The organism is Micrococcus sp. Alg238-R198 (genome assembly GCF_900537135.1).
GTDB lineage: Bacteria > Actinomycetota > Actinomycetes > Actinomycetales > Micrococcaceae > Micrococcus > Micrococcus luteus.
Map to the genome: position 1 here is coordinate 1 of NZ_UNRH01000002.1, position 13,531 is coordinate 13,531.

Annotated in this window: 12 protein-coding genes, 2 pseudogenes and 1 riboswitch; of the genes and pseudogenes, 1 reads left to right on the top strand and 13 read right to left on the bottom strand. The window is 73.5% G+C overall.

Going from position 1 to position 13,531, the window contains the following annotated elements:
- The 3 genes and pseudogenes from G6R13_RS02025 to G6R13_RS02035 all read right to left on the bottom strand — a co-directional run.
- Window positions 1–269: pseudogene (locus tag G6R13_RS02025) on the bottom strand (IS21 family transposase); the annotation flags it as partial.
- Between the two features lie 246 nt (window positions 270–515).
- Window positions 516–1,693: pseudogene (locus G6R13_RS02030) on the bottom strand (IS3 family transposase).
- A gap of 221 nt (window positions 1,694–1,914) precedes the next feature.
- Complete coding sequence (locus G6R13_RS02035; RefSeq protein WP_060974119.1) at window positions 1,915–3,480, bottom strand: multicopper oxidase family protein; 1,566 nt, start codon at window positions 3,478–3,480, stop codon at window positions 1,915–1,917.
- A 316-nt stretch (window positions 3,481–3,796) separates the two neighbouring features.
- Here G6R13_RS02035 and G6R13_RS02040 point away from each other — a divergent pair.
- A protein-coding gene (locus tag G6R13_RS02040) for an IS5 family transposase (protein ID WP_163720937.1) occupies window positions 3,797–4,691 on the top strand; the annotation gives its coding sequence in 2 pieces (ribosomal slippage) (window positions 3,797–4,153 and window positions 4,155–4,691; 894 coding nt in all).
- Here G6R13_RS02040 and G6R13_RS02045 read toward each other — a convergent pair.
- The 10 genes from G6R13_RS02045 to G6R13_RS02090 all read right to left on the bottom strand — a co-directional run bounded on the left by G6R13_RS02045 (window position 4,677) and on the right by G6R13_RS02090 (window position 13,518).
- Window positions 4,677–4,961, bottom strand: a complete 285-nt coding sequence (locus G6R13_RS02045) for a hypothetical protein (protein ID WP_080696003.1) — start codon at window positions 4,959–4,961, stop codon at window positions 4,677–4,679. The genes G6R13_RS02040 and G6R13_RS02045 overlap by 15 nt on opposite strands.
- A complete protein-coding gene (locus G6R13_RS12420) occupies window positions 4,958–5,089 on the bottom strand; it encodes a hypothetical protein (protein WP_020624531.1) in 132 nt (43 codons plus the stop codon). The genes G6R13_RS02045 and G6R13_RS12420 overlap by 4 nt, the downstream gene beginning before the upstream one ends.
- Window positions 5,090–5,507: 418 nt before the next feature.
- Window positions 5,508–5,990, bottom strand: coding sequence for a 6,7-dimethyl-8-ribityllumazine synthase (gene ribH / locus G6R13_RS02055; protein ID WP_036383758.1), 483 nt, complete (start codon window positions 5,988–5,990; stop codon window positions 5,508–5,510).
- Window positions 5,987–7,300: a bifunctional 3,4-dihydroxy-2-butanone-4-phosphate synthase/GTP cyclohydrolase II gene (locus G6R13_RS02060; protein ID WP_020624533.1), complete on the bottom strand. Its 1,314-nt coding sequence runs from the start codon at window positions 7,298–7,300 to the stop codon at window positions 5,987–5,989. Before G6R13_RS02060 ends, ribH begins: the two co-directional genes overlap by 4 nt.
- Complete coding sequence (locus tag G6R13_RS02065; protein WP_010078770.1) at window positions 7,297–7,953, bottom strand: riboflavin synthase; 657 nt, start codon at window positions 7,951–7,953, stop codon at window positions 7,297–7,299. The genes G6R13_RS02060 and G6R13_RS02065 overlap by 4 nt, the downstream gene beginning before the upstream one ends.
- The gene (gene ribD, locus G6R13_RS02070) at window positions 7,954–9,087 is read right to left on the bottom strand and encodes a bifunctional diaminohydroxyphosphoribosylaminopyrimidine deaminase/5-amino-6-(5-phosphoribosylamino)uracil reductase RibD (RefSeq protein ID WP_141842769.1); all 1,134 of its coding nucleotides are present in this window, start codon (window positions 9,085–9,087) and stop codon (window positions 7,954–7,956) included.
- Window positions 9,084–9,788 carry a nicotinamide riboside transporter PnuC gene (gene pnuC / locus G6R13_RS02075; RefSeq protein ID WP_095695671.1) on the bottom strand — a complete coding sequence of 235 codons (705 nt, stop codon included), beginning with the start codon at window positions 9,786–9,788 and terminating at the stop codon, window positions 9,084–9,086. The genes ribD and pnuC overlap by 4 nt, the downstream gene beginning before the upstream one ends.
- A gap of 82 nt (window positions 9,789–9,870) precedes the next feature.
- Window positions 9,871–10,015: riboswitch (FMN riboswitch) on the bottom strand.
- 104 nt (window positions 10,016–10,119) lie between these two features.
- Entirely contained in the window at window positions 10,120–10,791 is a 672-nt protein-coding gene (rpe, locus tag G6R13_RS02080; RefSeq protein ID WP_144919259.1) for a ribulose-phosphate 3-epimerase, read from the bottom strand.
- A 16-nt stretch (window positions 10,792–10,807) separates the two neighbouring features.
- The gene (locus G6R13_RS02085; protein WP_163720939.1) at window positions 10,808–12,439 is read right to left on the bottom strand and encodes a transcription antitermination factor NusB; all 1,632 of its coding nucleotides are present in this window, start codon (window positions 12,437–12,439) and stop codon (window positions 10,808–10,810) included.
- Window positions 12,436–13,518: a methionyl-tRNA formyltransferase gene (locus G6R13_RS02090; RefSeq protein ID WP_228070664.1), complete on the bottom strand. Its 1,083-nt coding sequence runs from the start codon at window positions 13,516–13,518 to the stop codon at window positions 12,436–12,438. The genes G6R13_RS02085 and G6R13_RS02090 overlap by 4 nt, the downstream gene beginning before the upstream one ends.
- Between the last annotated feature and the right edge of the window lie 13 nt (window positions 13,519–13,531).

Here is a 13,531-nt window from a genome sequence, read left to right on the forward strand (position 1 = left end):
GTGTAGCCCATTGCGGTGAGCTTGGCGTGCACGACATCGGCGCGGATCCTGCCCGTGGAGGCCTCGACCCATTCCTCGATCTTGGGCAGCCAGACATCGGTGACCTTCGGGCGGCTGGCTCCGGATCCAGGGGTCTGGCCGGCGTCGCGGGCCCGCACCAGCCGGGCCACGGTGTGATGGGAGCAACCGGCCAGCTCGGCGGCGCCCCGCAATGACTTGGTCAGGTCATAGGCACTGAGTATTTTCATGGTTTCTGCGGCATCCTTCATTCAGGGCCTCTTCCTCGCTGGATTCGATTCGACACCGATATCCAACCCGGGGAGGAGGCCCCCGCCGGCTCACGACGCGGCGGGCAACGAGCAACGCGGGCAAACCAGATGGCCAGCACCGGGCAGTTCCCGTGGCCATCACTGGGCAGTCCTCATGGCCGTCAGCGGGTCATTCCCTGGCCACCTATGGGCAGCTTTTCATGGCCGCTTACAAGGGTCTGCCATGAGTTTGCTTGACACGAGTTATCAGGCGGCGGCAGCCGCCTGGACTGATTGAACCATCTCGAACTCGACAGGGGTGAGCTTCCCGAGACGGGCCTGCCTACGACGGCGGTGATAGGTCCGCTCGATCCAGCTCACGATCGCGAGCCGGAGCTGGTCGAAGGACTGCCAGCGACGCCGGTTCAGCACGTTCTTCTGCAACAGCGCGAAGAAGGATTCCATTGCCGCGTTGTCCCCAGCAGCACCGACCCTGCCCATCGACCCGACCAGGCCGTTGACCCGGAGCGTCTCCACGAACCGCCTGGCTCGAAATTGCGATCCTCGATCCGAATGCACCCGGCAACCCTGCACCTCGGCCTTGCCTCCACGCCGGCCCAGAGCCATCTGCAGGGCGTCCACGGCCAGCTGCGAGCTCATCCGCCGATTGATCGAGTAGCCCACGATCCGGTTCGAGAACACGTCCTTGACCGCGCAGAGATAGAGCTTGGAATCCCCGGCCCAATGCTCTGAGATGTCCGTGAGCCACAGCTGGTTCGGCTTCTCAGCGGCGAACTCACGACGAACCAGATCATCATGAACGGCAGGGCCAGGACGCTTGCCCGAGCCGCGACGGATCGAGTGGCAGCAGCGGACCTTCACGAGCCGACAGGCCTTCAACACCTGATGGTCCGACACGGCCAGGCCACGGCCGCGGAGCTCATCAGCCAGGAACCGGTATCCGAACTCCGGGTCATCGGCATGGGCATCGAGGACGGCGTTGGCGGCATGCGCGTCGGACCATTCCCGCTCGCTGACAGGTTCGGCCAGCCACTGGTAGTAGGCCTGACGGGAGAACCCGAGGACCCGGCAGGAGAGTTTCACGGCAATCCCGTCGCGGGCCAGGTCCTTCACGACGGGATAGGTCATTTTGGGGACTGACCCAATTTCAGGTTCGCCTGGGACAGATACGCGGCCGCACGCCGTAGGACCTCGTTCTCCATCTCCAACTCGCGGTTGCGGCGCTTGAGAGCCTTCAGCTCCTCGTTCTCAGCCTTGGTGATGCCGGGCCGGATCCCGGCCTCGACATCATCCTGGGCCAGCCAGCGCCGTAGGCAGGACTCGGCGATGCCGAAGTCCTTCGCGACCTGCGCGATCGGCATCTGACCCTTACGGGCGATCGCGACCACGTCCTGGCGGAACTCTCGGGGGTATGCAGCGGGCATGGGGTCATCCTTCCAGCAGTCCCTCCCGGGACCACAGATCAGATGTCAACCAAACTCACGGCAGACCCTTTCCTCCTACGGGTCAGGACGGGGGTGCCGGGCCAGAGGTCTCGGGCGGGCTGGGCACGGTGGGTGGGGGTGAGCGATAAAGGCATGTTCTTTCCTGGGCGGCCACCGTGCGATGCCCCCGTGGATGGAGGGGTGTGGGCCGGGCGGGAGGGTCAGTGGATGTAGGAGAAGACGCCCATCATCCCGGCCTCGGCGTGGTAGGCGTTGTGGCAGTGGGTTAGCCACTGGCCCGGGTTGTCCGCCTCGAAGTCGAAGACGATGGTTTGCCGGGGTTTGATGATGACCGTGACCTTGCGGGCGCCATGGTCGGCCAGCTGGAAGGTGTGGCCGTGCAGGTGCATGGGGTGCCACATGTCGGTGTCGTTGGTCATCGTGACCCGCACGCGTTCGTCCAACCGGAGTTCGAAGGCGCCCTCGAAGGGGTTGGCCGGGTCGAAGCGTCGCCCGTTGATGCCCCAGTCGTACTCCATCATCGATCCGGTGAGGCGTACCCCGTGGGTCGTGGTCGGGTCCTTGGGTGGGAGCAGGACGGATTCGTGTGCCTTCAGTCGGCTGCCATCGAGCACGGTTCCGCCCAGGGTCTGTGGGAGCCGACCGGAGAGCGTGGTCTTTGGACCGGCTGCGATGATGCCGTAGGCGTGGCCGGTCTTGCCCTCGGGCAGGGCCAGTACGGGCACCGCCTGGTCGCCGAGGGTGATCAGCACGTCCAGGCGTTCGCCCATCCCCAGGACGACGGCATCGGCCTGGCGGGGCTGGACCGGGAACCCGTCGGTGTGGGTGATGGTCAGTTCCTGGCCGGGGATCCCGACCCGGTAGGCGGTGTCTCCGGCCGCGTTGATCAAGCGCAGGCGGATCCGGTTGCCCGGGGTGCTGGAGAAGGTGTCCGGGTCGGATGGGGGGCGGCCGTTGAACAGGTGCACGGGGATCTTCACGTCGCCGGCGTCCCCGCCCAGATAGTCGCTCTCAGCGCCCATGAGCATGTGCTTCATGGGCATGCCCGAGGAGCTGTCCTGGCTCATGGACCCGTGGTCCATGCCCGCCATGCCGGCCATGCCCTCCATGTCGCCGGACATGTCCATCCCGGCGGAGAGTTCCTCGACGACGTCCTGCGGTGTTCCGGTGATCCCGTCGAGCCAGTCGTCCAGGATCACGACCCATTCCTGGTCGTAGCTGAGGGGCTCGTTGGGGTCCTCGACGATCAGGGCCCCGTACAGGGCGCGTTCGCGCTGGGTGTCGAAGTGGGAGTGGTACCAGTACGTGCCCGGATGGGACAGCCGGAAGCCGTACGTATAGCGTCCTCCGGCGGCGATGGGGTCCTGGGTCACCCCCTGGACTCCGTCGGCGTCGTTGCGCAGGGCCAGCCCGTGCCAGTGCACGCTCGTGTCCTCGGGCAGGTCGTTGGCGACGCTGACCTTGAGCAGGTCCCCGGTCTGGGCGCGCAGCAGCGGCCCGTTGAGGCCGTCGTTGTATCCCCAGGTGGTCAGGCCCCGACCCTGGAGGGAGGTCTCGAGGGGTGCGGCGGAGAGCCGGTGGGTGACGGTGGTGCCCGAGGCGGCGCGTCGTTTCTCGTACTCGGCGACCAGCGGGTCGGTGGGCAGGATGCGCCCTGACGGTTGGGGGCTGATGACGGGATCGGCGCAGGCGGCCAGCCCGGCCAGCGCCAGGGCCCCGACGGAGGCGCCCAGGAAGGTGCGGCGGGTGGTCAGTGAGGAGGTCATCGGTTCTTCTTTCCGTCATCCGGCCCCGTGTCGCAGGCGGGCGCGACGGGGCCGGGCATGGCTGATCAGTTGCTGGGTGAGGCCGGTGGCGTACCGGGGCTGCGTGCCGCTGTCACCCGGAGGTATTGGCGGACCCTGCGCTCACCGGTGGGGCGCGGCCGGGGGCTTTAGGTGCGGCTGACGGCCAGTTGAGCCAGTGAAGGGTCCACGGGGGCCGGAAATGGGCAACCCAGGGCAGGGGTGGTGCGGTCAGTCCCCCACCGGGGCTAGGGCGTGTCTGAGAATAGATGCACGAGTCAGCTGAGACCCTGGGGACATGTCCCGGTTCCAGATGCTCTCTGACACCCAATGGGAGTTGATCGCCCCGATGCTCCCGACCCGGACCGGCCGCGCCGGCAGGCCGTTCGCCGACGCCCGCGCCATGGTGGAGGCGATCATCTACCGGTACCGGTGCGGAATCGCTTGGAGGGATCTGCCCGAGGTCTACGGGCCCTGGCAGACCGTGTGGACCTGGCATCGGCGCTTGGCTGAAGAGGGCACCTGGGACACGGTGCTGGCCACGCTGACCGCCGCCGCTGACGCCGAAGGCCTGATCGATTGGTCGGTCTCGGTGGACTCCACGATCGCCCGCGCGCATCAGCACGCGACGAACATCACCCGCCACACAGGGGGATGGATCGAACTACAAGAATCCGCGTGAGGAGCCGGCCGATCACGGCATCGGGCGCTCCCGTGGCGGGCTGAGCACGAAGATCCATCAGCTCGTGGACGGGACCGGGCTGCCGCTGGTCAGCCTGATCACCCCCGGCCAGGCAGGGGACTCCCCGATGCTGCTTCCTCTTCTGGCGCAGCTGCGCGTGACCCGGCCAGTAGGGCGGCCCCGGACCCGCCCCGAGGCCGTGCTGGGCGATAAGGCGTACTCCTCCCGGGCGATCCGCACCCACCTACGCGCCCGTGGGATCAAAGCGGTCATCCCCGAACCGGCCGACCAGCAGGGCCACCGCAGACGGCGCGGTGCCCGCGGCGGGCGCCCCGTCAGCCTCGACGTGGACGCCTACAAGGGCCGCAACGTCATCGAGCGTCAGTACGCTCACCTGAAGCAGTGGCGGGGTCTGGCGACCCGGTATGACAAGTACGCGATCATCTACAGGGCCGCTGTGGTCCTGAATGCTGTGATCGCATGGTCCAAACGATTGTCAGACATGCCCTAGGGCTTCGATGACCGCGGCCTGGCTGGGCGTTGCCGGGTTCGTGGCGGCCTCTCGACGCACCGCGTCGCGGATCGCTTCGGGCACTCGCACGTTCAGGGCCACGGTCGGCGCCCCACGCCGCGCCAGGGGCGCATACCCACCGGCCGGGTCCGAGGTCGTTGCCGGTTCTGCGGGGATCACCGCTCCGGGAGCCGGGGTCTGGGGGGCCGGGGTGGGCTTGCGTCGCTGTGCTCGCAGACTCAGGTCGGGCTCAAGCTGCTTCTCGTTCATGCGGTGATCCTTTCGAAGATGAGGCCGGCCAGGTCGGCGTAGGCGGAGGCGACGGGTTCGCGCTTCTCATAGTGGCCCAGCCAGTCGCAGGCCAGACGTGCACCGGGGACGATGGAGCGGGCCGGCACCAGGGGGGTGAGCAGCAGCCCGGTCTCGCGCAGCTCCCAGCAGGGCCATGGACTGTTTGAACGCGGCCACGCTGCGGCAGGCTCCGTGCACCCCGACGCAGTCGTCCGAGGCGGGGCGGGCCGCATAGATCACCCGTCTGCGGCGGTGAACGCGTTGGGGGTCAACGGCCCGCCCTGACGGTCGGGGCAGTGGACGACGAGCTGTGGATGCCGCGAGCGAGACGAAGGGCGGGGGCTTCGCGTCTCCGCCTCTATCGTCGGGTCCCCGCGCCCTCCGGCCGACCCCATCCATGACGGCGCGGGGCTGCCGTCGTTCCGGACGGGCCCGGTTGACCGGCCTGCGATCACCCCACCGGCCCCGGGGACAGGGTCCACGTCGAGAGCAGCCGACCCAGCAGGCAGCCCCGCCCGGCCACCCTCAGTCCCGTGGCGTGACCGAGCGCAGCGCGAGCTCGGTGAGGACGGCCGCCTCGAGGGCCTCGCGTCCCTTGTCCTCTCGAGATCCGGGCAGGCCCGCCCGGTCGCGGGCCTGCTGGTCGGTGTCCACGGTGAGCACGCCGAAGCCCACGGGAACGCCCGTGCGCACCGAGACCTCCGTCACGCCCTGGGTCACGGACTGGCACACGTAGTCGAAGTGCGGGGTGTCCCCGCGCACCACGACGCCGAGGACCACGACGACGTCGAAGCGCTCCGCCAGCCGCGCCGCAGCGACGGTGAGCTCGACGGTGCCGGGCACGCGCACGAGCACGGGCTCCAGGCCCAGGTCGGCCGCGGCGGCCTGCGCCCCGGCGATCAGCCCGTCCATGATCTCCGTGTGCCACTGGGCGGCGACGATCGCCACGTTCAGGCCGCTCGCAGCGGCGGGGTCGGGGGTGAAGGTCGGGGCTCCGGCGCCGCTCATGGGGTGTCCTCCTGGTGGGTGGGGTGGGTCGGGTCGGTGGTCGGGTCATCGGCCGGCGTGGCGGGGCCGCCGGTGGCCGTCGGCGGTTCGAGCACGCGGTCCGCCAGGGCGTGGGCCATGCGGTCCCGCTTGGTGCGCAGGTAGACGACGTTGTGCTCGGTGACGGGCGTGGGGGCCGGGACACGCTCGACGACGTCGATGCCGGCCGCCCGCAGCCCCGCGACCTTCGCGGGGTTGTTGGTGACCAGGCGGATGCGCCGATGGCCGGCGGCCGTGAGGACGGCGGCGGCCCCGGCCCAGTCGCGCGCCTCGGCGGGCAGACCGAGGGCGAGGTTGGCCTCGACGGTGTCCATCCCCTCCTCCTGGAGCCGGTAGGCGCGGATCTTGTTGGCCAGGCCGATGCCGCGTCCTTCGTGGCCCCGGAGGTAGAGGACGGCGCCGCCCTCGGCCGCCGCGCGGGCCAGGGCGTCCTCGAGCTGGGGGCCGCAGTCGCAGCGCAGGGAGCCGAGCACGTCGCCGGTGAGGCACTCCGAGTGCACGCGGACGGTGAGGGGACGCTCCGGGTCGGTCTCCCCCGCCACGAGCAGCAGGTGCTCAGCCCCGGTCTCGGCGTCCACGTGCACGCTCACGCGGAACAGGCCGTGCCGGGTCGGCAGGGTGGCCTCGGCGGGGACGGCGGTCAGGGTCGGCGTCGTCTCCTCCAGGTGGGCCACGAGGTCCTCGATGGAGATGAGCACGAGGCCGTGCTCATCGGAGAACTCCCGCAGGGCGGGCAGGCGCATCATGGTGCCGTCGTCGTGGACGAGCTCGGCGATGGCGGCCACGGGCGCGACGCCGGCCAGGCGGCACAGCTCGACGCCGGCCTCGGTGTGGCCGCGGCGGGCCCGGACGCCGCCGGGGACGGCGCGCAGGGGGAACACGTGACCGGGCCGGGTCAGGTCACCGGGGGCGGCACCGGGGTCGGCGAGCACGCGGAGGGTGCGGGTGCGGTCGGCGGCGGAGATGCCGGTGGTGACGCCGGCGGCGGCGTCCACGCTCACGGTGTAGGCGGTCCCCTTGGGGTCCTCGTTGACGGTGGTCATGGGCGGCAGGGCCAGGCGGTCGGCCAGGCCGGCCGGCAGGGGCGCGCAGATGACGCCCGAGGTGTGGCGGACGGTGAAGGCGGTGACCTCGTCGGTGGCCAGGGCGGCCGCGTAGATCAGGTCGCCCTCGTTCTCGCGGTCGGCGTCGTCCACGACGACGACGGGCCGGCCGGCGGCGATCGCGGCGATCGCCGCGGGGACGGGGTCCAGACGGATGTGCTCGCTCACGGGCGGGCCTCCTCGGTGGGTGCGGCGGGGGCGGACGGGATGAGCGCGAGACGCTCGGCGTACCGGGCGAGCACGTCGGTCTCGAGGTTGACGCGGTCGCCCGGCCGCAGGGCGCCCAGGGTGGTGGCCTCGAGCGTGGCCGGGATGATGCCGACCTCGAACCAGTGCGCGGCCGCGCCCGGGTCGGAGACGGCGGTGACGGTGAGGGAGACGCCCTGCAGGGCGATGGCCCCCTGCGCGGGGACGTAGCGGGCCAGGCGGGCGGGCAGGCCGATGCGCAGAGTGGTCCAGGCCCCGTGCGGGGTGACCGCGAGGACCTCGCCGGTCCCGTCCACGTGGCCCTGGACCACGTGCCCGTCCAGGTGGTCGGTGGGGCGCAGGCAGCGCTCGAGGTTGACCCGGTCCCCCGGGGCGCGGTCGCCGAGGCTGGTCATGCGCAGCGTCTGGCCCATGAGGTCGGCACGGAACACGCCGGGGCGCTCCGTGGGCTCGTCGAGGGCCGTGAGGCACACGCCGTCGACGGCGAGCGAGCCGCCGGCGGGCAGCCCGTCGAGGGCGCCGCCGGCGTCGAGGGTCAGCAGGGCGGTGTCGGCGGCCGCGTCGTGCTCGAGGGCGACGACGGTGCCGAGATGGGTGACGATGCCGGTGAACACTCAGTCCTCCTGGAAACGGGTCGGGGCGGGGGCGGTGGGCAGGCGCGGGGCCGGCACCGGGCTCAGGTGGGTCCAGACGTCGACGCCGAGGGCACGGACGGGGCCGCCCTCCGCGGGGTCGGGGTGCCAGCGCAGTCCCTCGGACAGCGTGGCGACGTCCAGGCCGGCGACGGCGGCGCGGCCCGGGCCGAGCAGCAGGGGCGCGGTGTAGACCATGAGCTCGTCCACGAGGCCGGCGCGCAGCCACGCGCCGAGCACGCGGGGCCCGCCCTCGATGAGCACGTGCTCGGCACGGCGGCCGTGGGGCCAGGGCCCGGGGTGGGCCGCGAGCGCGGCCAGGACGGCGTGCGGGTCGTGGTCGAGGACCTCCAGCACCACCGGGTGGGTGCGCAGGGCGGCGCCGTCGGGCACGGGCCGGTGACCCTGGACGACGGGCACGGGCTGGTGCGCGAGTTCGGCGCCGACGGCGTCACGGGCGGTGAGGCGGGGGTCGTCGGCCAGGACGGTCCCCGTGCCGACGACGATGGCGTCGACGCGGGAGCGCACCTCGTGGGCGTGGACGCGGGAGTCCGGGCCGGTGATCCACTGGCTCGTGCCGTCGGCGGCCGCGGCGTGGCCGTCGAGGGACTGAGCGAGGTGCCCGGTCACCCACGGACGGCCTGCGTCGCGGACCTCGCGCCAGCGGGCGGTGAGCGTGAGGGCGGCCGCCTCGCCGGTGGGGCCGGTGACGTGCACCCCGTGCGCGGCGAGGCGGGCCGCGCCGCCGCCGTCGTGACCGGTGGGGTCCGCGACGGCGTAGCGCAGTGCGCCGATCCCCGCGTCCAGGACGGCCTGCGAGCAGGGGCCGGTGCTGCCGGTGTGGTCACAGGGCTCGAGGGTGACGTGCAGCGTCAGGCCGGCGTGGTCGAGGGCAGCCAGGGCCGGATCCGCGGCGCGGGCGGCCCGCCAGCGGGTCAGGGCGTCGACCTCGGCGTGGGCGGTCCCCCGTCCGCGGTGGTGCCCGACGGCCAGGATGCGGCCGGCCGCGTCGGTCAGGACGGCCCCGACGAGGGGGTTGGCGCCGCGCACGCCGCGCAGCGCGGCGCCGACGGCGAGGTCCATGGGGTCGGCGGACGGGGTCTCGGCGGCGTTCATCGGGCGACGTCCCCCTCGGGGCCGTCCGGCAGCAGCGTCTCCACGGCGGGCTTGTCCCGGTCTGTGGCGCGCAGCCACACGAAGAAGCCGATCAGGGTGAAGGCGCCGTAGAAGGCGTACATGACGGCCGAGGCGTAGTAGCCGGTGCTCCACAGCAGGGGCACGCCGACGACGTCCACGGCCACCCAGATCAGCCAGAACTCCACCCAGCCGCGCGCCATGCCGTAGGTCGCCAGCAGCGATCCCACGAACGTCCAGGCGTCCGCCCACACCGGCTCCCACGAACCCAGCGCGCGGAACACGGGGGTGAGGGCGACGGTGCCGACCGCCATGGCCGTCACGAGGAACACGCGCCCGCGCCAGCCGGCCCACTCCGGGGTGATGGCGGGAGCGTCCTCGGCGTGGCCCCGACGGGCCTGACGCCAGCGCACCCAGCCGTAGACGGAGACGGCGATGAACATGACCTGTCGGCCGGCCTGACCGAGCAGGGTGGCGTGATCGGCCCCCGTGAACAGGGAGGCGAGGAAGACCGTCAGCAGGATGAGGTTGCCGAGGATGCCCACGGGCCAGGCCCAGACCCTGCGCGCCATGCCGCCCAGGGCGGAGGCGAGGCCGAAGACGTTGCCCAGCACCTCGCGCATGAGCAGGCCGCCGCCGGCGACCGGGATGGTCCAGTTGAACGCGTCCACCAGCCAGTCCATGACCGTGACGCCACCTCCTCGGATCGGGACTCCGAGGGGTGCGCTCCGCAGCCCTCCCGCGCAGGGCGCGGAACGGCTCCGCCGCGTGCCTCTCCCATCCCGACTGTACGGTCGGCACCGGAATTCCACCGGTCAGGCCGCTCGGCACCGCCTCGGATGAGGACGGGCCGCGCGGTTAGCGGGCTGTCACCGCCGGTGCGGACTTCCACCGCATCTCGGAGCACGTTGCTGTCCAGCAGTATCGCACGCCCGGCCGGCCGCGCATGCCGGACGTCGCCGGACGACGCCGGGCGACGTCCGGCGCGGCGGGCGGGCGACGGCGTCGCCGGGCTCAGTGGCAGGCGCGGGCGGCGGCGGTGCGCAGGCCGGCGAGCGCGGCGTCGGGGTCCTCGGCGCCGAACACCGCGGAGCCGGCCACGAACACGTCGGCCCCGGCCTCGGCCGCGCGTTCGATGGTCTCGCGGTTCACGCCGCCGTCAACCTGGAGGGCCAGCGGGGCGGGCCCGCCGTCGAGGGCGCGGCGGGCCCGGCGGATTTTCGGCAGCACGACGTCGAGGAACGCCTGCCCCCCGAAGCCGGGCTCCACGGTCATCAGCAGGAGCATGTCCAGCTCCGGGAGCATGTCCAGGTAGGGCTCGACCGCGGTCGCCGGTCGCAGCGCCATGCCGGCCTTCGCTCCGGCCGCGCGCAGCTCGCGGGCCAGTCGGACGGGCGCCGCCGAGGCCTCGGCGTGGAAGGTGACGGACTCGGCCCCCGCCTCCGCGTAGCCGGGCGCCCAGCGGTCGGCGTCCTCGATCATCAGGTGGAGGTCCAGCGGCAGGTCCGTGGCGCGTCGGATCGCCTCGACCACGGGCAGGCCGAGGGTGAGGTTCGGGACGAAGTGGTTGTCCATGACGTCCACGTGCACCGCGTCCGCGCTGGGGATGCGGGCCAGCTCGTCGGCGAGGCGGGCGAAGTCCGCGGACAGGATCGAGGGGTGCAGGCGCGGGGGGCGGGCGGTCATGGTCGGGTCCTCTCGGTCAGGCGCCGGGGGCGCGCAGCAGGGCCAGGAACATGGCGTCGGTGCCGTGCCGGTGCGGCCAGAGCTGGGCCGTGTGGGCGACCACGTCTCCCGGCTCCGGCGCGCCGGTGGGTTCTGCCTCGTCCAGGCGCAGGTCGTCGAGCGCGACGGCGTCGAGGGCGGTGCGGGCGTCGAGCAGCTCCAGCTCGGGGTGGCGGCGCACGAGGTCCTGGACCTGGACGACGGTCTCCGCGACGTGCGGGGAGCAGGCCACGTAGGCGAGCACGCCGCCGGGGGCCAGGACGGCGACCGCCGCGTCGAGCAGCTCGGCCTGCAGGCCGGTGAGCTCGGCGAGGTCGGCCGGGGTGCGGCGCCAGCGCGACTCGGGTCGGCGGCGCAGCGCACCGAGGCCGGTGCAGGGGGCGTCCACGAGGACGCGGTCGAACGCCGGGGCCGCCTCGGGGGCGTCGGCGATCGTGCGGCCGTCCCCGGCCCGGACGGTCCAGGCTCCGGCGGGCACGGCGGCGAGTGCCTGCCGGACGAGGTCGGCGCGGTGCGGGGCGACCTCGTTGGCCACGAGCGTCGCACCCCGCTCGGCGGCGAGGGCGGCCAGCAGGGCCGCCTTGCCGCCGGGGCCGGCGCACAGGTCGAGCCAGCGCTCGGCCCGCCCCTCGGCCGCGGGGACGGGTGCCTGGGCCAGGGCGCGGGCGGTGAGCTGGGAGCCGGCGTCCTGGACGCGGAGCACGCCCTCGCGCACCCCGGGCAGACGGCCGGCGTCGCCGCCGGAGTGCAGGGCGGAGTCCGGGGCCAGCGGCCCGGGTTCGGCGCCGTCGTCGAGGGCCGCGGCGAGCGCCTCGGCCCCACCGGCCACGGGCAGGGCGACGAGGTTGACCACGGGCGGGGCGTTGTCCGCCTCGAGCAGGGCGGCCAGCTCGGCGTCGCGGTCGGCGATGTGGCGGGTGCCGCGGTGAGCGGCCAGGGCCTGGCGCAGCGCGCGGACGATCCACACGGGGTGCGAGGTGCGGACGGCCAGGGCGGCGTCGCCGCCGTCGGCGGGGGCGACGTCGGCCAGCCACTCCTCGAGGGGGCGTTCGGCGACCCGACGCAGCACCGCGTTCACAAACCCGGAGGCGCCGGCCCCGATCTCGGCGCGCACGAGGGAGACGGTGGCGTCGAGGGCGGCGTGGGCGGGCACGCGCATGCCCAGCAGCTGGTGGGCGCCGAGCCGCAGGGCGTCGAGCACGGGTGGGTCGATCTTCTCGAGCGGGCGGTCCACGCAGCGGGTCAGGATCGCGTCGTACAGGCCGAGCCCGCGCAGGGTGCCGTAGGCGAGTTCGGTGGCGAAGCCCGCGTCGCGCCGGTCGAGGCGGGCCTGGCGGATGCGCGCCGGGAGGACCAGGTTCGCGTACGCGTCCTCCGCGTGGACGGAGCGGACCACCCCGAACGCGACGCGGCGCGCCGGGTCGGCGGTGCGGGAGCGCTGTGACGGCGCCTGCGCCGAGTACTTCCGCCCGGCGCCGGAGCGACCCCGGTTGCGGGTGCGCCCCTGCGCGTCGCGGCGGTCCTGGGCGTCCGGCCGGGGTGCGCGGCCGCGTTCTCCGCGGGCCCCTCGCTCGCCCCGGCCCTGTCCTGCCTGTCCTTCGCGGCTCATGCGCGTGCCTCCTCGTCCTGTGCCGCGGCGTTCCGCGCGGCCTCGCGTGCCGCCGCCCGGGCGGCGGCCTCCTGGCGGGCCTGTTCTTCGTGGTGGGCGAGCGCCTCCCCGGCCAGCAGCGCGGCCCCGGCGGCGGCGCCGCGCGCCCAGTCGGCGGCCGGCATCAGCTTCCTGCCCGCCGGCTGGACGCGGGAGAGCCGGACGGCCCCGCCGGCCGTGCGCAGCCAGGCGGCCTTCGCGGCCACCAGGATCTGCCCGGGAACCGCGGCGTCGAGGGCGGAGGGCCAGCCGTCGTCGCCGGCGCGGACCGGGGCGACGCCGTCGAGCTTGAAACGGGCCGGGGCGGCGCCGTCGTCCGCGGTCAGCCAGCCCCAGGCGCCGGGCTCGGGGGTGACGCCGTTGATCCGGGCGGCCACCTCGGCGGCCGGGCGGGCGGGGTCCACCAGGCCGTCTGCGGCCGTGAGCTTCGGCGCGTGGGAGGGTTCGCCGCGCTGGGGCGTCGCCGTCGCGGTGCCGGCCGCCAGGCGGTCGAGCACGTCGATCACGAGCGGACCGCCGCGCTCGGCGAGGTCGGTGAGCACGGCCCCGGCGGTCTCGTCGGCCGCGACGGGGCGGGTGAGCCGGGCGAAGACGGGGCCGGTGTCCAGGCCCTCTTCGAGCTGGAACACGTCGGCGGCGATCTCGGTCTCCCCGGCCATCACGGCGCGCTGGACGGGGGCGGCGCCGCGGTAGGCCGGCAGCGCGGAGAAGTGCAGGTTGAGCCAGCCGTGGCGGGGGATCTGCAGGGCCTCGGCGGGCACGAGCGCCCCGTAGGCGACGACGACGGCCACGTCTGCCTCGAGCGCCCGGATCGCCTGGAGGGCATCGGCGCCCTCGGGTCCGCGGAGTCGGTCGGCCTTGAGCACGGGCAGGCCGGCCTCCTCGGCCACGATCGCGACCGGCGACGGGGTCAGCACCCGCCGGCGCCCGACCGGGGCGTCCGGCCGGGTGAGCACGCCGACGACCTCGTGGGGCGAGTCGAGCAGGGCGTGCAGCACGGGCACGGCGGTCTCGGGCGTGCCGGCGTAGAGCACGCGCAGGGGCGTCGGGGCG

What these genes read in the sequence shown, in the direction of transcription:
- G6R13_RS02085 (WP_163720939.1), bottom strand. Translation starts at nt 12,439, where the DNA reads ATGAGCCGCGAAGGACAGGCAGGACAGGGCCGGGGCGAGCGAGGGGCC.
- G6R13_RS02035 (WP_060974119.1), bottom strand. Translation starts at nt 3,480, where the DNA reads ATGACCTCCTCACTGACCACCCGCCGCACCTTCCTGGGCGCCTCCGTC.
- pnuC (WP_095695671.1), bottom strand. Translation starts at nt 9,788, where the DNA reads ATGGACTGGCTGGTGGACGCGTTCAACTGGACCATCCCGGTCGCCGGC.
- ribH (WP_036383758.1), bottom strand. Translation starts at nt 5,990, where the DNA reads ATGAGCGGCGCCGGAGCCCCGACCTTCACCCCCGACCCCGCCGCTGCG.
- ribD (WP_141842769.1), bottom strand. Translation starts at nt 9,087, where the DNA reads ATGAACGCCGCCGAGACCCCGTCCGCCGACCCCATGGACCTCGCCGTC.
- rpe (WP_144919259.1), bottom strand. Translation starts at nt 10,791, where the DNA reads ATGACCGCCCGCCCCCCGCGCCTGCACCCCTCGATCCTGTCCGCGGAC.
- G6R13_RS02045 (WP_080696003.1), bottom strand. Translation starts at nt 4,961, where the DNA reads ATGAACGAGAAGCAGCTTGAGCCCGACCTGAGTCTGCGAGCACAGCGA.